Below are 18,040 nucleotides of genomic sequence, written 5' to 3'. Positions count from 1 at the left end.
GCCTGCGACAAAATTCGCTTGCCTGCCCGACTTCCTTTATAATGCGTGTTGTTAAATCAGTTATTGAAGTTGGGTTATGCATCAGCACAGAGGAAAATCACGAAACAGTAAAGCGGCCAATGCGCCGAAGCAAAAGATTACTTATGAGAAAAAAGTAGACTCTGCGATTACTGAATATGCTGTGCGCTCGCTCAACTGGCTACGCAAAGCTGAGTTCTTAATGAGTGCGCCTAAACTCAACCTCTGCGTTGAAGATACCGGCTATGAAATTGCCTTTGCAGGTCGCTCCAATGCGGGTAAGTCGAGTGCCATTAATGCGCTCACCAACCAAAAACAATTGGCTCGTGCGTCGAAAAAACCGGGTCGGACCCAAATGATCAACTTTTTCAGTTTAGGAAATCCTGATCAACGTTTGGTCGACTTACCGGGTTATGGCTATGCCGCTGTACCTGAAGCGATGAAAATCGTGTGGCAAAAAGAGTTAGAAAACTATCTGATACACCGTGAAAGTTTACAAGGTCTTGTGCTGTTGATGGATATCCGTCATCCACTACAACACTTTGACGTCATGATGTTGGAATGGGCACATTCACGTAAATTGTTCGTACATGTACTCCTGACCAAATCAGATAAATTAAACCGTGGCCCAGCCTCTAAAGCACTACAAGAAGTGAAAGCAGCATTGAAAAAAATGAAGCTAAACTTCTCTATCCAATTGTTCTCATCATTGAATAAACAAGGTTTAGAAGAATTAGCGAGTGTCATGGCGGGTCGTCTCAACTTCACTCTAGAACAATCGACAGAGTTTGATCTCGACAGCATCCCTGAAGCATCAGAAGATGATATTGAAATCGATGCAGACGCGGAAGCATTCGATGACTTCCACACTACATCTGAAGACTTACCCCAAACTGAAGGCAAAAATTCAGACCACTAATCGAGTAATTTTAAAGTCAGCGCAAGAATGATTGTCTGACAAAAAGTATCTTCTGAAGATAATGAAATGTCCTGTATTGCTAATCACAATGCAGGATTTTTTTTGGATACTGAATACATCAGATGTGCACTCGATCACATAAAAACAAGGATAGGTCATGAAATTACTCTCCCGCTTGAAAAACACAAAACTTGGATCATCAATCGAATATAAAATTAAACCACGTAAAGTGAAATTTGAGTGGCAAGATACCCAAGTTGACTGGGTGCCCAACCAAGCTTTTGTCAGCTATTTTATTAATGAAATTAACATGATCTTACCGGCTGGTGAGTTTTGGTTTTGCCGTCTGTATAACAAAGTATTGCCACAAATTAGAGATGAAAAACTAGCCGAGGACGTTAAAGCATTTATCCGCCAAGAAGCTATGCATGCTCAGGCGCATAACTCTGCCAATAAAGAATATCTGTCTCAGCGCAATATCAGTATTCAACGCAACCTTGAAATCATGGATTTTCTCTTTGGCAAACTGCTTGCAGACCAACCTTTAGGGCTCAACGTACCCAAAGCTTTAGATCATCAATGGGATCTCTTTCGTTTAGGGGTGATTGCAACGGTTGAACACATGACCTGTGTACTAGGCAAATATGCTTTATATAATAAAGAGTGGGAACGCCTCGGTGCCGATCCGAATATGCTCGATCTAGTAAAATGGCATGGTGCAGAAGAAATAGAGCATCGTACCGTGGCCTTTGATTTGTATCGTCATCTCGGTGGGGGCTATATTTCTCGCTATTATCAAAGTGTGATCGTAATTGCAGCCGTACTTGGTCTATGGGTCGATGGTGCAGCACATATCATGCAGCAAGACTCGCGCTATGCATCGATTAAACCTGCCGTATATAAACCGTGGATTTGGCGTGAATGGGCGCGTATCGCGCAAAAAGATAATCGATTATTGCCACATCCACTTTGGTTAGTGTCGCAGCAATTGGGGTATTTAATGCCTTGGTACGATCCTGTGCATGAAGCAAAAACGGAAGATGCGATTGCATACCTCGACAACTCTCCTGCTACAAAACGTGCCGCACTGAAAGTCGCTTAAACACCACTTTAAAATCTGTATTAAGCAGGGTTCGCCCTGCTTTTTTTGTGCTCACATCCATTACGCTCCGTTTTTTATTGAGCAATCAACACACTCAAGATGGAAAAGGTCATAAGTTCGAGGTTTAAAGTACAGTTATTCCGAGTTCCCTATTCTCTTTAAAATGTATTTATACTCAGTCTCATCCTAAAATAAAAATAAGCCATTCAGGAGCATCTCCATGCACGCTCACATCTCCGTCATTACACTGGCCGTGAAAGATTTACATGCTGCATTCGCGTTTTATCAGGAGGGTTTAGGTCTAAATAGCGCAGGGATTATTGGGACTGAGTTTGAACATGGCGCTGTGGCATTTTTTGATTTACAACACGGTTTAAAGCTCGTACTCTGGCCACAAGATAGCCTTAGTCATGACACCGGACTCAGCACTTCAGCATTTTGTCCAACTCAAATGTCTCTCGGACATAACGTCAACAGTCCTGCAGCCGTCGATCAAATCATGAAACAAGCCCAACGCGCAGGTGCAAAAACAATTAAACCCGCACTGCCCACGTTTTACGGTGGTTATGCAGGCTATTTTCAAGACTTAGATGGGCATCTGTGGGAGATCGTCTACAACCCACATTTTAGTGCTTTATCTATTTAATTCGACAACGCTGGTTCATCTACATCTCGCGTATGACGATCAACCACCACACTAATCATCATATCGCCCTGTACGTTCACCACAGTCCGTACCGTATCCAATAGACGATCGATCGGCAGCAATATCGCAATGGCTTCTGCAGGAAGCCCAACCGATTGTAAAACCATAATCATCGTCACCATTCCAGCACTTGGAATGCCCGGTGCGCCGAGTGACGCAATCATGGCGGTTGCACAGACAATTAACTGCTGACCCAAGGTTAAATCTAAGCCCATCAAGTTAGCAATAAATAACGCAGCAGCAGCTTCATACAACGCTGTACCATCCATATTTAACTGTGTGCCCAATGGAATCACAAAACCTGCTGTTTGAGGACGTACGCCTAAATTTTCCTGCGCACATTTCATCGACAGTGGCATCGTTGCTGAACTTGAACTGGTTGCAAAAGCAGTGATTAAGGCAGCTCGTGTTCCTCTAAAAAATGTCAGTGGACTCATTTTCCCAAAAATCCAAAGCAACAGAGGTAACACCACTGCCCCATGGAAAATCGTGGTCCCTGTGACTACGGCAGCAAACTCCGCGAGGCGACTCAACACCGAAATATCTTCGGTAGCAATCAATTTAGCCAATAATGCAAAAATACCAATCGGTGCAAGCTTCATCACCCAGCCGATGATCATCATCATGATGTCGAAAAATTGCTGACTGAGCTTTCTCACGCTTCGGAACTTTTCACCGCCTTTGACCAAGGCCACACCTAGAAATAGTGAAAACACCACGACTGCGAGTACGTTGCCATCACTAAAGGCTTTAAACGGATTGATCAGTGTATTTTGAATAAAATTGGTAAAGAATGAACCTGCTGTGAGGGTGTCAGGACTCTGATGTTGTTGCATTGCATCTTGGAACATGACGATGTCCACGCCCTGCCCAACTTTAAAAATATGCGCACATGCTAGACCCAAGATCAGTGCCAAAGTCGTGGTGGTGACACAGCAAGCTAAGGTAATTTTCCACGTACGACTCAGCTGACCACCCGCTTGTAAATTCGATACCCCCACCACAATCGAACTAAAGATCAGCGGAACCAAGATCATTTTCAGCAAGCCAATAAAAATACTACTGGCAATCCCCAGGCCATACAGGCTGGCGGATAAAAACTGCGTCTCTGGAAACTGAATTAATAAAAAGCCAAATGCCACACCCAATATTGCGGCAATTAAAATCTGCGTATTTAAGCTCATTGTGCCTTGCATTTATCATCCTTTATTCAGGCACTATGCCATGCGACCCATTGAGAATCGAGGAATTTTTTGTCACATGAACTGCTACAATTCTGCAAAGCATGTATTCAACCCAATTCAATTAGTACTGCACCCTAATAAGATAACTCGATTCCGTGAGTAGTTGCATAACCCCAAATTGACGGAGATAAAAAACCGAATCAGAAGATTCGGTTTTTTCAGTATTCAACTTTTACTATTAACACATATTGCTCAAAGCTTATTGGGTTTCAATTTCACGTAAACGAATCAAGCCTTCTTGTGTCGTACTACAGACCAACTCACCGTTTTGCCACATGCGACCGAAATTTAGACCACGTGAACTAGCACTGACGGTGGCATCCATATCATAAAGCATCCATTCATCCACACGGAATGGCTTATGGAAATACATGGCATGATCAATACTCGCACACTGCAAACTAGGTGATAAATAACTTAAACCATGTGGACGAAGTGCAGTCGTCATCAGCGTAAAGTCTGAATAGAATGCCGCAATAGCCTGATGTAAAGAGATGTCATCAACGTCAGCAGCAATTTTGTCATGGGTACGAATATAGTGTGCATACGATGGCGCAGCAGGCTGCGGTTGGTACGGGTTTTGTGGATCAATCGGGCGAATTTCCACATGACGGTCGCGCATAAAAGATGCGCGGACGTTTTCAGGGACAAACTCCACCATCATTCGTTTCAACTCAGCTTCAGATTTTAAATCTTCGACGGCTGGATATTCTGGCTCTGCAACTTGGTAGTTCAACCCTTCTTCTTGCTCTGCAAATGACACCATACACATAAAAATGGTTTTACCATGTTGAATCGCACGAACCTGACGACTCACAAAACTGCGTCCATCGCGAATACGATCCACTTCATAAATGATTGGTGCATTGATATCACCGCCAAATAAGAAATAGGCATGTAAAGAATGAGCAGGTCGATCTGTCGTATAAGATGCCGCACGTAGCGCCTGACCTAAAACCTGTCCACCAAAGACACGTTTCCCGACCAAATTTCGGCTTTGCCCACGAAAAATATTTTCTTCTAATTTTTCAAGGCTGAGTAAATCAACCAACTCTTGTGTTAAGGCATTCATAACAAACCTATCTATCATTCGGGATTAAGCTAACGCAGGCAACATCAACAGATGTTTAAATATATTTTCCATTTTGCCATAAATCCAGACTAAAACCCTAAAGATTCGCTGACTGATCTGTCACCTTGCTGATGCAATATAACTGCTAAAAATACGTTTTTTAACGATAAAATCTTACAATATCTATGCAATTTGTCAGAAAATGACATACAGTTTTTAAGTACAATTACGCAGAATAGATTCCCCTCAGAATCTCTGTGGTTTGGTCATGAAAAGTAGGAGTTTGTATGTCCAAGAGCGGCTTTGGTCAGATGTATCGAAAGCTTTCGAGTAAACTGCTTGACCTTGTGGTAACACCGCATGTTTTAGGTGAAGTCCCTGTAGAACCTGTAGTGACTGAAACCGATACAGATACCGGCGTACAGACAACGAAAATTACCTGCTACGTTCTGCAAAATCATTCACGGAGTAATGCTTTAATTGTCGATGGTGAAACCCGTCGTTTAAAGCTACACCCTGCACTCGACCCAATGACTGTGGGTACGCAAACAGAAAAAGCCTCTGTGGTGTTTTTACAACATCATGATGAAGACAACTTACTCAATCCACCGCCACATGCCTTTCCACCTCGTTTATTACGTTTAATTGAGGTTTTGGAAAAAAATCCTGATGCGGATGTTGAGCTCGTTCCTGTAACCGTGCTGTGGGGCCGTGAACCCGATAAAGAAGACTCTTGGTTTAAATTATTATTTACCGATACCTGGTCTACACCAAGCAAAGTGAAGCAGTTGGTGAATATTGGTTTGCACGGTCGTCAATCGTACCTCGAATTCCATGAGCCACAGTCTTTGCGTCGTTTGGTTGAATATGCCAAAACTACACATCCGAACCTGTCACCTGCGACTTATATTGTCAGCACACTGAATGATTATTTAGATGCACAGCGTGAAGTGGTTTTGGGGCCGGATTTATCTGACCGTCGTAATGTGATGCACGGCCTGATCAAATCTACGGATGTGCAAGATGCGATTCGTCGTGAAAGCATTCGCAGTAAAATCAGTATGGTTGAAGCTGAACGTCGTGCGATTGGTTATTTAAATGAAATCGTTTCTGACTATTCTGCATCAACAGTACGTTTTGCTGACTTAGCACTGACTCGTCTGTGGACACAGCTTTATGATGGCGTCGAAGTGCATAACTTCAGTACCGTTCGTGAACTGGCCAAAGACTACGAGATCATTTACACCCCATGCCATCGTAGTCATATCGACTATTTATTATTGTCATATGTGATCTATAAGCGTGGCTTAATGGTGCCGTACATTGCTGCGGGCGATAACTTGAACATGCCATTTGTAGGACAAATTTTACGTGGTGGCGGTGCGTTCTTTATTCGTCGCTCATTCCGTGGCAATGGTCTCTACACCACTGTATTTAAAGAATACCTCTATAGTATTTTGGCGCGTAATACACCACTTGAATACTTCATCGAAGGGGGTCGTTCACGTACTGGTCGTTTATTACCACCGAAGACTGGCATGCTCGCCATGACTGTCCATGGTCATTTACGTAATCCAGCCAAACCGATCGTGTTCTTACCGACCTATATCGGCTATGAGCGTTTAATGGAAGGTGCGACCTACGTTGGCGAAATGAATGGTAAGCCGAAAGAAGGCGAATCGATCATTGGGATTATGAAAACTCTGCGTAAGATCGAACGTATTTTCGGTAAAGTGCATTTGAACTTTGGTGAGCCGGTTTTCCTTGATGATATGTTGAAACAGCATAATGCAAGCAACATCAAAATCGAGAAAAATGACGACCCAATTCCGCCAGAGGTTTCGGATGCCATTAACAGTTCTGCACACGTGATTTTAGAAAATATTAACCGTGCAGCAGTGGTGAACCCGGTTTCATTGCTTTCACTGATTTTATTGGCGACATCTAAACATACTTTAGATGAAGAGATTTGCATTAAGCAGTTAGATACCTATCGCGATCTTTTAAATGCCTTACCTTACGATGAACGCATGCAAGTGACACCGCTATCGGGTAAAGAAATCATTGCTTATGGCTTGAAACTCAAGCTGATTAAACGTGTTAATCATGTCCTTGGCGATATTATTGCCATTGCTGATAATCAAGCGGTGCTATTAACCTACTTCCGTAACAACATCCTACATGCATTTATTTTGCCATCATTGATTGCCGCTTTGGTTGAACATAATGGTTATATTCGCCGTGGTGATTTGATTAATGTCATTCGTACACTGTATCCGTTCTTAAAAGCTGAGTTGTTCCTTAAATGGAATGATGAAGAACTTAAAGATCAGATCTGTGCGTATGCAGAAGTACTGATCAAAGCCAAGCTAATTTCTGAAGATGCAGAAGGCAACCTGATCTCCCCTGCGCCTAACTCAGAGCAGCACAATCAGTTAGTGGTCTTAGCTGCACCCGTGATGCAAAGTCTTGAGCGTTACTACATGACTTTGGCCTTAATCACACAACGTGGTTCAGGCAATATCTCGACGCGTCAGGTTGAAGAACTCAGTCACTTGGTTGGTCAACGTCTGTCTGTGCTGTATGAATTTAACTCGCCAGAGTTCTTTGATAAGGCCTTATTCCAAAGCTTTATTAAAGTCTTAACCCAACAAGGTTATATCAGCACCAATGAAAACAATGCCATTGTGTTTGATGAAAATTTCCAAAATGTTGCGCAATATGCCAACCTCGTTTTGGATGATGTGACACTGCAAATGTTGCAGCACATTACGACCTTTAGTGATGAAGAGTTAAAAGAAGCACTGGATAAAGTGGCTGCGGAACAAGCCAAAAAACGCTTGAAACGTAAGAAGAAATAAACCGTTCTGATTTTTTTCGCCATAAAAGCGGAAGAATATGAGCAAAATCAGGGACAAGTTGTAAAAGGCTTGTCTCTGTTTTTTGGACTATACAAAAGTATTTAATATTTTCTTTTTTTAAATTAAGGTATGTACATGCCAAAATTTTGGAGTTCCATTGGCTAGCGGTTTATTGCCTTTAAATTCATCGATATAAATAATATCAAAGTCCGCATCAAACAATTGTTTAAGCTCTTCCTGTTCAAAACCTATAAACTTTTCAGAAAAATTATTTACCCAATCATCATCTTTTCCTAACAGTTGTATGAGTAAAATGCCTTGCTAACTTAAGAATTCCTGCATTTTCTTTAAAACACTTTCAAGCGAATCCATAGAACAAAAAAAATAAACTGAATAAAGCAATAATTAAACTAGCTTTAGGAAAGCTATAGTCTTCAAAGGCCTGATTAGAAAATAAAAAATTCTTATTGTCTTTAAATTTACTTAGACAGATATTTTTAGCTTCAACAGTTGGATCAAATGCATATACTTTAAAATTATGACGGAGTAGAAATGATGATTCATTTCCTGCACCACAACCACAATCAATCGCGATCTTTGGTAAATTTTCAAAATAACTCAAAGCTTTTTCCAGAATCGGTCTATGGGGTAGATTCTGAGTAAGTTCAGCAAATGATTTTGTCATTATTTAAATTTTATCCTTTGAGATCCATTCTAAAATTTGAACAATACATGTTGTAAAAGACCTATCTTATTCATTTATAGAATTTCTTTTAATACTCACAAAGCTGCTCTGAATTTTATACGTCACGCCAATTTTACATACACATCACAATCAATCGTGCGCTAACTTAAAACCACTCTCCATCATCCGCGTTGCATAAATCTTTTTCCCTGTTTCTACTTCACTCTCTAAAACCAATTCGGGTAAATGCATAGCTCTTTGCAATTCCAAGATTCGCTCATGCAAAGGTTGAGGTTTATTATCAGTACAAATATATGATTTTTCAGGATGTTCCACGTGAAGTAGATGACACAGAAATTTTGCCAAATCATCGATATGTATTCGATTTGACCAATGAATATTGGGATAGCGATGAGTCGTTTCTGCCAGTTTCTGCATTCGTGTTGTCGATGTGCCATAAATTCCAGATGGACGTACGATCACGCATTCGTTAGGAAATGCTTGTGTGTAGCGATGCTCCATTTCCAGTAACAACATGCCCTGCTCATCGATCGGATGTGGCACAGTGTCATCATCAATCCGCTCCCCCGCATGTTCACCATAGACACGAGTGGAAGACACCACGATTAAACGTTGTATTGGATGATGTGCTAATGCTTGAACAATCGGCTGTACAGAATCGACATAAGTGTGTCGGTAAGCATCCACAGCATTGAGTTGAGCATGACGTGCAGGAGCCAAAAGAACATAGACTACATCAATCGGTTGAACCTGCGACAAATCCAGTTGGTGAACATCTTGGATTAAATGTTCTGCAAAATCATCCTCTTTCGCACTACGACTCACTGTGGTAATTTGGTGACCTTGCTGAAATAATTGTTTAGCAACACGTTGCGATGTTTTACCATAACCGATAAATAGAATATGCATCAAACGACCTATTCTCAGAACTGATCCATTTAGATCATATAAACCGAAGTTGAGGGGACATGGCTGCCGTCCATCAATTGCAAGGGGTTGGCAATGCCGCCGCTGCTTTACTTGAAAAACTAAATATTTTCACGACAGATGATCTTTTGTTTCATCTGCCACGCGACTATGAAGATCGTAGCACGATCATCCCCATGAACCAATTGACCGTGGGTCGAAGTTATTTACTGGAAGGTACAGTCAAAAGTATCGACTTCCCACCCGGTAAGCGTAAATCGATGGCCGCCCTTTTGGATGACGATTGTGGCAAAGTCACTTTACGTTTTTACCATATCTACAAAGGCATTACTGATCGGGTAAAACCGGGAAATCGTTTACGGATTTTTGGTGAAGTCCGTGTTGGTGCTCGTGGCTTAGAAATGTATCATCCTGAACTACAGGTGATTACTGAACACACGCCTTTACCTCAAACCCAACTCACTGCGATTTACCCTGCAACTGAAGGCTTAACACAGCCCAAACTGCGTGAATACGTCAAACAAGCACTACAGTTATATAGTGATGACTTACCTGAATTATTGCCAGAAAAATTCACCAATGGCTATGCCCTAAAACAAGCACTGGACTATATTCATCACCCCCCTGTCGATGCCAATATGTTGCAACTCAGCCAAGGTTCTCATCCTGCACAGCAACGTTTAATTTTCGAAGAATTGGTTGCCCATCAGGTCAGTTTGCTCAGCCGCCGTGCTTATATTCAACAAATCGAAGCACCGTCATTCTCTGCAAGTAAGAACTTCACCAAACAGCTTTTAAGTACACTACCGTTTGAAATGACCGGCGCACAAAAACGCGTGTCCAAAGAAATTGCGGTCGATCTGAAAAAGAACAAACCTATGCTACGACTCGTACAAGGCGATGTAGGTGCAGGTAAAACCTTGGTTGCAGGCGTTGCAGCCTGTCATGCGCTTGAGGAAGGTTGGCAAGTGGCCATGATGGCGCCGACAGAAATTTTGGCCGAACAACATTATCTAAATTTCAAAAAATGGTTTGAGCCGATGGGTCTGACCGTGTCTTGGCTTTCAGGCAAACAAAAAGGTAAAGCTCGAGCTGCGGCAGAACAAAGTATTCAAGATGGCTCCGCCAATTTAGTGGTCGGCACACATGCTTTATTTCAAGACAATGTTCAATTTGCCAAATTAGGTTTAGTGATTATTGATGAACAACACCGTTTTGGTGTCGATCAGCGTTTAGCACTTCGAAACAAAGGTCTAAATGGCATGACACCGCATCAACTGGTGATGACAGCAACCCCTATTCCTCGTACTTTGGCGATGTCGGCTTATGGCGATTTAGATACCTCAGTGATTGATGAACTGCCACCCGGTCGTACACCGATTCAAACAGTCACTATTCCACTTGACCGTCGTGAAGAAGTACTACAGCGGATTGCCAGCAATTGTGCTGAAGGTAAACAAGCCTATTGGGTCTGTACCTTAGTGGAACAATCCGAAACCTTAGATGCTCAGGCCGCTGAAGCGACTTTTAATGAAATTAAAGAACGCTTTCCAGACCTCAATATTGGCCTTGTTCACGGCAAAATGAAGGCCGATGAAAAGCAAGCAGTGATGCAGCAATTTAAAAATAATGAATTGCAATTACTGATTGCAACCACAGTGATTGAAGTCGGTGTTGACGTCCCAAATGCCTCAATCATGGTGATTGAAAATGCAGAACGCCTAGGGCTTTCACAACTACATCAGCTACGTGGTCGTGTAGGGCGTGGTGCCAAAGCCAGTTTCTGTGCCTTGCTGTATAAAAATCCCTTGTCGCAAAATGGGCAAGAGCGTTTACGCATTATGCGCGAGACCAATGACGGCTTTATTATTGCTGAAAAAGATTTGGAAATTCGCGGCCCCGGTGAGCTCCTCGGCACTAAACAAACGGGCGACATGGGCTTTCGTGTAGCAAAATTAGAGCGAGATGACCATTTACTCAATCAGGCTCACTATGTGGCTCAACAAGTCCTGAATGACTATCCTGCACAGGCTCAAGCGCTTTTAAAACGATGGCTGCCTGAAGCACCCCGTTATGCCTATGTATAATTAGGAGAACGTAATGGAGCGATCATCCTAAAAATACAGATTGGCTTTAACCAGTAAGCTTGTCGAACAGATTGCTGTAGTGTCGTGATTGCACTTCACAGCAATCTGTGCAAAATACTCAAAAAAGAATGATTAGAATAAAAACATGCTCCAATCCATCCAACATTTCATCCGAAAAGGAATGCAGAGCGTTTCCCCTTGCCTGCTCTGTGGTATCGATCGACAACAACATCATTCGCTTTGTACTGACTGCTGGGAACAACTGCCTTGGTTTAAAAAAATGGTTAATCGCCATGAACACAGCATCTCTTGTGCCTTTCACTATGATTTTCCAATAGATCGCATCATCCAAAGCTATAAGTATGAGCAACAATTGCACTATCAAAATTTACTGGCACAGAGCCTTTTAAGCATGCGCTTAGCTAGAGTTCAAGCCATCGTGCCGATGCCTATTTCAGTAGAACGCCTCAAAGACCGTGGGTACAACCAAATGCTACTCGTTGCACAGATGATGGCAAAGCAATTGCGCATCCCTGTTTGGCAACCCGTGATTCGTCAAGCACAGCACGCTCAAAAAGGTTTAAGTCGGCTAGAACGACTAGAAAATATCGAACAGCAATTTATTATCGACCCAACCGAAAAACGCCGTTTCCGCAAAGTCCTCATCATCGATGATGTGGTGACCACGGGGAGTTCAATCCATGCATTAAGTACGCTGTTACATCAGCTACATTGCACGCAGGTATATGCCGCATGCATTGCTGCGGCACAGTCTTAGTTTCAAACATCAACCACTAATAAAGAAACTGAGCAAGCGAAGCGGTTTAGCTTTCAGCAAGAGATCGCGCCTGCTGCTTCACCCAAGGAATCACCACCTCACGTGTTAAAGGTGCAAGTTTTGTTTGTGTATCATCCAAGCTGACCCATTGCATCGCTGCAATTTCCGCATCAATTTTCGGTTCACCTTGCAACTGAACAAGATAGACATAACTCACCAGTAGATGATCTGCTTCGTTCGCAGCGGCCGTTTCAAAACGACCAATGAATTGCTCAATCTGCGCAGCGCAGCCTATTTCTTCCTGAATTTCACGCAGCATGGTGATTTCAGGGGCTTCATTGGGTTCTAACTTACCACCCACTTGCATAAAGAATGCCGTGTGTTTTTTACGAACCACTAAAAGTTCATGCTGTTCATTTAGAATAATTGCTGCGGCTACAGTAATAGTTTTCATCAATCTTGTTCCAAATCCGCGATAAAGGCTGTACGTTCAACCATGCCCCATTTCGGCTCTGGCGCAGTGAAATGTTGAAACTGCTCAACAATCGTTTCAATATTATCTTCTGCAATTAAGCCTTCGATAAAACGTGGATGGGTAAAGCCTTTTTCTGCGGTAGTTTTCAGAAAATTCAATAAATCGTCATAAAAACCATCTACATTGAGAAAGGCACATGGCTTTAAATGAATGCCCAATTGAGCCCACGTCCACTGCTCAAAAATTTCCTCTAAGGTGCCTGCTCCACCTGGAATCGCCACAAAACCATCCGAGAGTTCAGACATTTTAGTTTTCCGTTGTTGCATATTTTCTACTACATGCAATTCGGTTAAATCTGGATGCGCCAATTCTTTATCGACCAGGACTTTTGGAATCACCCCAATGACTTGCCCGCCTGCACGCAAAGCACTATCTGCCACAACCCCCATCAAACCTGAACGACCACCACCATAGACCAGTGTGATGCCTTGTGCCGCCAAATGACGACCGACTTTTTCAGCCACCTGTAAATAGGCTGGATTGTTACCAAGGGCGGAACCACAGAAAATTGCGATAGATTTCATTTATAATCCCCATCAGATCAGGAACGCTATGCTGGAAAAATCAACTTTAAACAGATTTTTTCATAAAATAAGCATTAGAACAGTGTTTTTCAGCAAATCCTTGTCTAAAATACACCCATTCATTTTTAACTTACTGCGCAAGGGGAAAAGACAACATGCTTGAAGCCTTTTACGCCACAGAGCGCGGTAGCCTGGAAGATGTCACCATCAATGGTGACTTCGATTTACATCAGGATTTAGTCTGGCTCGATCTCATTGCCCCGTCTCAGGAAGAGCAGCAATGGATTATGGATGCCTATGATCAAAATTTACCTACATTAAAATCATTAGAAGATATTTCGTCGAGTGCACGATTTTACCGTGATGACGACGGTATTTTGCACATCAGCACCTATTTTTTAACGAAAAATAAAAATTTTCAGGTCGATGGCGAACCCGAAGAAAATGCCAGCACCTTAGCTACCGTACAAACGGTTGCCTTTATTTTGCATAAAGAACGCTTATTCACTTTACGGGGTGAAAAGCTGGTAGCTTTCCGTGCCTTTCGTGCGCGCGCGCGTCGCAATGATTATGAAATTGACTATAAAGATCCAACTTGGATTTTATTGGGTCTTTTAGAAGCCAAACTCGATGAGCTTGCGGATATCTTGGAAGATATCCACAAGGACTTAGAAAAGTATTCCACAGAAGTGCTGAATAACCGTCATCGTGAGATGATTTTAGACTTAGATGACATGATTACCCGACTTGCACATTTAGAAGATATGCTCGGGAAAGCTCAACTGTGTCTGATCGACTTACGTCGTGTTCTTACCTTCCTGTCACGTCCTCGCGCCTTGGGCAGCCATATTTATGATGCCGACATCCGAGAACTCAGTGAAGACGTACGCTCTCTTGTTGAGCATGATGCCTTCTTGTTCCAAAAGGTTCGATTCTTACTGGATACCACCTCAGGGTTCATTAACACCGAACAGAATGATACGATTCGTCGATTCTCGATTTTACCAAGTATGCTTGCGCCACCGATGTTAGTGGCTAGCGTCTATGGGATGAACACCGATGTACTGCCATTCGCACATGGTACAACCAGTTTTATCGTGGTCAGCTTAATCATCGTGGCATTCTTTATTGGCCCATTGATGTACTTCCGTTGGAAGAAATGGATTTAATCCTTTCCTATTGCGTAGACTTGCGAGAGTTTCTTGTCCCGCTGAAATAAAAAAAGCACCTTATGGTGCTTTTTTTTATTTAGATCAATTGCAAGTCATGCTCAAGATGACAAGCTTGAATAATCTTCATCATTTTTTCAGGGACTGCTTTAAACTGCAAACCTTGCGCTTTTGGCGTTTGGCGTAACCAACGGACCAAAACAGCTAAAGCCAAAGTGCTGCCATGTTCAAGCTCAGCAAGATTGACCACTAAGGGAAAAGCTTGCTGTTGTTGAATCAATTTCAAGCCGTCTTGATAATATAATTCGGCATTGTTGTAATCGATTTTGCCTGAAACTATCAATTCTTGTTGATGAAGTTTAATCACACATCACCTATCTTATTTTTTCTTGTCTAATGCTGCATCAGCATCAGGTTTGAAGTTCGCAATTGCTTTATCAATGTTACCGCCATTACGTTTTACAGTCGCCGCAAACTGATTACGGAATTGTAAGCCTAGGTCGATACCCGAAACGTTGATATTACGGATTTTCCATTGTGAACCTTTATCCGCCAACTGGAAAGAGACTGGAATTTTTTCACCGTTGTTATGGAAATCAATCGTTACAACAGGGTTCTTACTGTTCGACGCTTTATATGGACGCATGCTATACGTTTGGTTACTAAACTTGGCAAAAGCTGAACCATAGTTTTCGATCAGCGTTGCACGGAAGTTACGTTCAAACTGCGCACGTTGAGCCGCTGAGCTGTATTGATTCGTTGCATACGTACCCATCACGATACGTGTGAACGCTTGTGAATCGATATACGGGTCTAAGTTTTGACGAACAATCGTTTTCACAGCTGCAGGGTTATTTTGTAGTTTTGCGTGATCTGCTTTTAAACGTGTAATGAGGCCATCAGCCACTTTTTTTACAAATGCAGGTGGTGCTTCGCTTGGAGCAGCAAAAGCTGTACCTGCCATCATAGTTGATAAGATACTTGCTGTAAGCGTATGTTTTAACAATGTGTTCACTTAATTTCTCCTAAAAATTATTCAACAAATGCAGGTTCTTCTGCCGTTGTTGTGTCAGCAGCTTCTGTTTTTTGTTCAGCTTCTGCTGTGCTGTCAGATTTGTTCCCTGCACCACCGGTCACAAATTTAGACACCAAATCTTCGATTTCCATCGTACCTTGGGTATTACCAATTTGGTCACCACGTTTTAAGAAGTTGACACCACCACCCGGTACAATTTTCAAATATTTCTCGCCCAATAAACCATTGGTTGCCACCATAATGTAAGCATCTTCATCGATATTGGTGATGGATTTCATGTTAGCAATCAGTTGCTGTTCCATTTCTTTTTGTTTCGCAGGTGTTGCTGCTTCATAATCTGATGTGTAACGCAGTTCTTCGAGTGCATTCTTTTGCACTTCTTTTAATTGTTCTGCGTTATAAGAGGTTAATGAGCCATCCATAATCAGATGTGCTGTCACTAAGCGCGTCACAGGATCGAGTTTCAACGACTCCACTTGACCGACTTTGACACCGCTTAAGGTGACTTTGGCACGGGGTTTAATCCCGTTTACATTTTCAAATGTCGCGGTCAATTCATAACTGTCTTCGATGTTATTGCCGACCAAACCACTCACACGCATCGCCAAGAAGAAAATAGCGATAGCAAAAAGAATGACAAAAAAACCGACGGCCAGTTCACTCGTACGTGATTTCATTAAATACCTCCGAACATGACCGCAGTCAACACGAAATCTGATCCTAAAACACACAACGAAGAATACACGACTGTACGTGTGGTCGACGTTGCAATACCTTCTGAAGTTGGGACACAGGCATAACCCTGATAGACCGCAATCCATGTACAAATTAATGCAAAAACAAAACTTTTGATGATGGTGCCATTAAAGACGTCTTTAAAGAATTGCACACTGTTCTCGATGCCACTCCAATAAGAGCCTTCATCTGCACCCAGAAAATCAACACCCACCAATTTACCGCCCATGATGCCGACCGCAGCGAAAATCACCGACAACATTGGCAAGCTAAAAATACCAGCCCAAAGTCGAGGCGAGATCACTCGTTTTAATGGATCGACCCCGATCATTTCCATACTCGACAACTGCTCAGTGGCTTTCATCAAACCAATTTCAGCCGTCAAAGCAGAACCTGCACGACCTGCAAAGAGTAAAGCCGCAACCACAGGTGCAAGTTCACGCAGTAAAGTCAGTGCAACGGCTGTGCCGAGCATCGCTTCACTACCAAAGGTCGACAGAATGCTATACATCTGCAAACCCAGTACCGAGCCAATAAATAAGCCAGATACCACAATAATCAGTAATGAAAGCACACCAACACGGTACATCTGATAAATAAACAATTTCACGCCAAGTAAAGTCGGCATGGAAAAAAGAATCTGCAGCAACATAATGGTTGCTACGCCGATTCCTCGAACACGTTCAATGACGCGTCTACCTAATGCGGCAATAGCATTCATGAACGAACCTCATGATTTAAATAGGGCTGATGACTGAATTGATAATCGACCGGACCTTCTACCGAACCCGTCAAGAACTGCTTCACAAAAGGCGAAGCATGTGCTTTTAACTGCTCAGGTGTTCCCTCGCCCTGCACTTTCCCTTCAGCCACCACATAGATGTAATCTGCAATTGATAAGGTTTCAGCTACATCATGCGAGACAATAATGGTGGTTAAATCTAAAGCTTCACGTAGCGAACGAATCAAGCGGGTTAAAACCCCCATCACAATCGGGTCCTGCCCTGCAAAGGGTTCGTCATACATGATCAGCTCAGGATCGAGTGCAATTGCACGGGCCAAAGCCACACGACGATTCATACCACCTGAAAGTTCAGAGGGCATCATTTGTTCTGCACCACGTAAACCAACAGACTCTAATTTCAACGCAACAATTTCAGCGATCAAATGCTCTGGCAACTTGGTATGCGCACGAATTGGAAAGGCTACGTTTTCATACACCGACATATCGGTAAATAATGCGCCGCTCTGAAACAGCATCCCCATACGCGCACGCGCAGCGAAGAGTTCCTGACGTGACATCTGTGCAATGTCCTGCCCATCAAGCAACACTTCTCCATTATCGGGAGTCAATTGACCACCAATTAAACGGAGTAAAGTCGTTTTACCTGTACCAGATGGACCCATAATTGCAGTGATCTGACCACGACGAATTTTTAAACTGACATTGTCATAAATGACGCGCTCTCCTCGCTTAAAACTCAGGTTTTTCACTTCGATCAGTGCCTGAGTCTGAGAAGACGTTTGATTATTCATAGCTGAGGATTTTCCTGCATTTTTTTCAGCATGCATACTATAAAGGATTGAAGTTTAAAATGTTACCATTGCATGAGCGCATATC

Annotated in this window: 18 protein-coding genes; 7 read left to right on the top strand and 11 right to left on the bottom strand. The window is 42.6% G+C overall.

All coding sequences use genetic code 11. The annotated features are described in order from the left end of the window. Positions 1–76 precede the first annotated feature (76 nt). From yihA to FTU16_RS05785, 3 genes are all read left to right on the top strand, one after another. The gene (gene yihA, locus FTU16_RS05795; RefSeq protein ID WP_180039474.1) at positions 77–937 is read left to right on the top strand and encodes a ribosome biogenesis GTP-binding protein YihA/YsxC; all 861 of its coding nucleotides are present in this window, start codon (positions 77–79) and stop codon (positions 935–937) included. Positions 938–1,094: 157 nt separating this feature from the next. Continuing rightward, positions 1,095–2,039: a metal-dependent hydrolase gene (locus FTU16_RS05790; protein ID WP_180162889.1), complete on the top strand. Its 945-nt coding sequence runs from the start codon at positions 1,095–1,097 to the stop codon at positions 2,037–2,039. Positions 2,040–2,259: 220 nt separating this feature from the next. Next, positions 2,260–2,685 (top strand): VOC family protein, encoded by a 426-nt coding sequence (locus FTU16_RS05785; protein ID WP_180162888.1) that lies wholly within the window; start codon positions 2,260–2,262, stop codon positions 2,683–2,685. Here the strand turns inward: FTU16_RS05785 and FTU16_RS05780 are convergent. Together FTU16_RS05780 and FTU16_RS05775 are read right to left on the bottom strand one after the other, a co-directional pair. After that, entirely contained in the window at positions 2,682–3,941 is a 1,260-nt protein-coding gene (locus tag FTU16_RS05780) for a dicarboxylate/amino acid:cation symporter (protein ID WP_171525930.1), read from the bottom strand. The two genes, FTU16_RS05785 and FTU16_RS05780, sit on opposite strands and share 4 nt — an antisense overlap. Before the next feature lie 247 nt (positions 3,942–4,188). Then, positions 4,189–5,061, bottom strand: coding sequence for an acyl-CoA thioesterase II (locus FTU16_RS05775; RefSeq protein ID WP_078189289.1), 873 nt, complete (start codon positions 5,059–5,061; stop codon positions 4,189–4,191). 287 nt (positions 5,062–5,348) lie between these two features. On the opposite strand from FTU16_RS05775, the gene plsB reads away from it, so the two are divergent. Continuing rightward, positions 5,349–7,922: a glycerol-3-phosphate 1-O-acyltransferase PlsB gene (gene plsB, locus FTU16_RS05770; protein ID WP_180162887.1), complete on the top strand. Its 2,574-nt coding sequence runs from the start codon at positions 5,349–5,351 to the stop codon at positions 7,920–7,922. Positions 7,923–8,280: 358 nt separating this feature from the next. Here plsB and FTU16_RS16500 read toward each other — a convergent pair whose 3' ends face one another. Further along, positions 8,281–8,607 (bottom strand): class I SAM-dependent methyltransferase, encoded by a 327-nt coding sequence (locus FTU16_RS16500; RefSeq protein ID WP_257227097.1) that lies wholly within the window; start codon positions 8,605–8,607, stop codon positions 8,281–8,283. A 150-nt stretch (positions 8,608–8,757) separates the two neighbouring features. Then, positions 8,758–9,537 carry an NAD-dependent epimerase/dehydratase family protein gene (locus tag FTU16_RS05760; protein ID WP_180118479.1) on the bottom strand — a complete coding sequence of 260 codons (780 nt, stop codon included), beginning with the start codon at positions 9,535–9,537 and terminating at the stop codon, positions 8,758–8,760. 59 nt (positions 9,538–9,596) lie between these two features. Between FTU16_RS05760 and recG the strand changes: the two genes are divergently transcribed. Together recG and FTU16_RS05750 are read left to right on the top strand one after the other, a co-directional pair. Further along, positions 9,597–11,642 (top strand): ATP-dependent DNA helicase RecG, encoded by a 2,046-nt coding sequence (gene recG / locus FTU16_RS05755; RefSeq protein ID WP_078189293.1) that lies wholly within the window; start codon positions 9,597–9,599, stop codon positions 11,640–11,642. 145 nt (positions 11,643–11,787) lie between these two features. Then, positions 11,788–12,420: a ComF family protein gene (locus FTU16_RS05750; protein ID WP_180162886.1), complete on the top strand. Its 633-nt coding sequence runs from the start codon at positions 11,788–11,790 to the stop codon at positions 12,418–12,420. 46 nt (positions 12,421–12,466) lie between these two features. Here the strand turns inward: FTU16_RS05750 and FTU16_RS05745 are convergent, their stop codons facing one another. Together FTU16_RS05745 and FTU16_RS05740 are read right to left on the bottom strand one after the other, a co-directional pair. Beyond that, positions 12,467–12,874 carry an NUDIX domain-containing protein gene (locus FTU16_RS05745; protein WP_180021593.1) on the bottom strand — a complete coding sequence of 136 codons (408 nt, stop codon included), beginning with the start codon at positions 12,872–12,874 and terminating at the stop codon, positions 12,467–12,469. Then, positions 12,874–13,479, bottom strand: a complete 606-nt coding sequence (locus tag FTU16_RS05740) for a TIGR00730 family Rossman fold protein (RefSeq protein ID WP_180103003.1) — start codon at positions 13,477–13,479, stop codon at positions 12,874–12,876. Before FTU16_RS05740 ends, FTU16_RS05745 begins: the two co-directional genes overlap by 1 nt. Before the next feature lie 155 nt (positions 13,480–13,634). Between FTU16_RS05740 and FTU16_RS05735 the strand changes: the two genes are divergently transcribed. Then, positions 13,635–14,648, top strand: coding sequence for a CorA family divalent cation transporter (locus tag FTU16_RS05735; RefSeq protein WP_078189297.1), 1,014 nt, complete (start codon positions 13,635–13,637; stop codon positions 14,646–14,648). Positions 14,649–14,727: 79 nt separating this feature from the next. Here the strand turns inward: FTU16_RS05735 and FTU16_RS05730 are convergent, their stop codons facing one another. The 5 genes from FTU16_RS05730 to FTU16_RS05710 are packed head-to-tail and all read right to left on the bottom strand — an operon-like array spanning position 14,728 to position 17,955. Then, positions 14,728–15,015, bottom strand: a complete 288-nt coding sequence (locus FTU16_RS05730) for an STAS domain-containing protein (RefSeq protein WP_180003434.1) — start codon at positions 15,013–15,015, stop codon at positions 14,728–14,730. Between the two features lie 12 nt (positions 15,016–15,027). Beyond that, positions 15,028–15,663, bottom strand: coding sequence for a phospholipid-binding protein MlaC (locus FTU16_RS05725; protein ID WP_078189299.1), 636 nt, complete (start codon positions 15,661–15,663; stop codon positions 15,028–15,030). Positions 15,664–15,680: 17 nt separating this feature from the next. Further along, complete coding sequence (locus tag FTU16_RS05720) at positions 15,681–16,361, bottom strand: outer membrane lipid asymmetry maintenance protein MlaD (protein WP_078189300.1); 681 nt, start codon at positions 16,359–16,361, stop codon at positions 15,681–15,683. Continuing rightward, positions 16,361–17,140, bottom strand: a complete 780-nt coding sequence (mlaE, locus tag FTU16_RS05715) for a lipid asymmetry maintenance ABC transporter permease subunit MlaE (protein WP_078189301.1) — start codon at positions 17,138–17,140, stop codon at positions 16,361–16,363. The genes FTU16_RS05720 and mlaE overlap by 1 nt, the downstream gene beginning before the upstream one ends. Continuing rightward, complete coding sequence (locus tag FTU16_RS05710) at positions 17,137–17,955, bottom strand: ABC transporter ATP-binding protein (protein ID WP_111885426.1); 819 nt, start codon at positions 17,953–17,955, stop codon at positions 17,137–17,139. The genes mlaE and FTU16_RS05710 overlap by 4 nt, the downstream gene beginning before the upstream one ends. Between the last annotated feature and the right edge of the window lie 85 nt (positions 17,956–18,040).

Origin of the sequence: Acinetobacter sp. YH12069, assembly GCF_013419675.1 — a bacterium.
In the GTDB taxonomy this organism is placed as follows: Bacteria; Pseudomonadota; Gammaproteobacteria; order Pseudomonadales; family Moraxellaceae; genus Acinetobacter; species Acinetobacter amyesii.
The sequence above is the reverse complement of the archived record's forward strand: the minus strand, read 5'-3'. Positions and strand labels throughout refer to the sequence as shown.

Excerpts from the sequence above, each read along its gene's own strand:
- plsB (WP_180162887.1), top strand. The coding sequence starts at position 5,349 with ATGTCCAAGAGCGGCTTTGGTCAGATGTATCGAAAGCTTTCGAGTAAA.
- FTU16_RS05745 (WP_180021593.1), bottom strand. The coding sequence starts at position 12,874 with ATGAAAACTATTACTGTAGCCGCAGCAATTATTCTAAATGAACAGCAT.
- recG (WP_078189293.1), top strand. The coding sequence starts at position 9,597 with ATGGCTGCCGTCCATCAATTGCAAGGGGTTGGCAATGCCGCCGCTGCT.
- FTU16_RS05780 (WP_171525930.1), bottom strand. The coding sequence starts at position 3,941 with ATGCAAGGCACAATGAGCTTAAATACGCAGATTTTAATTGCCGCAATA.
- FTU16_RS05740 (WP_180103003.1), bottom strand. The coding sequence starts at position 13,479 with ATGAAATCTATCGCAATTTTCTGTGGTTCCGCCCTTGGTAACAATCCA.
- FTU16_RS05785 (WP_180162888.1), top strand. The coding sequence starts at position 2,260 with ATGCACGCTCACATCTCCGTCATTACACTGGCCGTGAAAGATTTACAT.
- FTU16_RS05735 (WP_078189297.1), top strand. The coding sequence starts at position 13,635 with ATGCTTGAAGCCTTTTACGCCACAGAGCGCGGTAGCCTGGAAGATGTC.
- FTU16_RS16500 (WP_257227097.1), bottom strand. The coding sequence starts at position 8,607 with ATGACAAAATCATTTGCTGAACTTACTCAGAATCTACCCCATAGACCG.
- FTU16_RS05760 (WP_180118479.1), bottom strand. The coding sequence starts at position 9,537 with ATGCATATTCTATTTATCGGTTATGGTAAAACATCGCAACGTGTTGCT.
- FTU16_RS05710 (WP_111885426.1), bottom strand. The coding sequence starts at position 17,955 with ATGAATAATCAAACGTCTTCTCAGACTCAGGCACTGATCGAAGTGAAA.
- yihA (WP_180039474.1), top strand. The coding sequence starts at position 77 with ATGCATCAGCACAGAGGAAAATCACGAAACAGTAAAGCGGCCAATGCG.
- FTU16_RS05790 (WP_180162889.1), top strand. The coding sequence starts at position 1,095 with ATGAAATTACTCTCCCGCTTGAAAAACACAAAACTTGGATCATCAATC.
- mlaE (WP_078189301.1), bottom strand. The coding sequence starts at position 17,140 with ATGAATGCTATTGCCGCATTAGGTAGACGCGTCATTGAACGTGTTCGA.
- FTU16_RS05750 (WP_180162886.1), top strand. The coding sequence starts at position 11,788 with ATGCTCCAATCCATCCAACATTTCATCCGAAAAGGAATGCAGAGCGTT.
- FTU16_RS05775 (WP_078189289.1), bottom strand. The coding sequence starts at position 5,061 with ATGAATGCCTTAACACAAGAGTTGGTTGATTTACTCAGCCTTGAAAAA.
- FTU16_RS05720 (WP_078189300.1), bottom strand. The coding sequence starts at position 16,361 with ATGAAATCACGTACGAGTGAACTGGCCGTCGGTTTTTTTGTCATTCTT.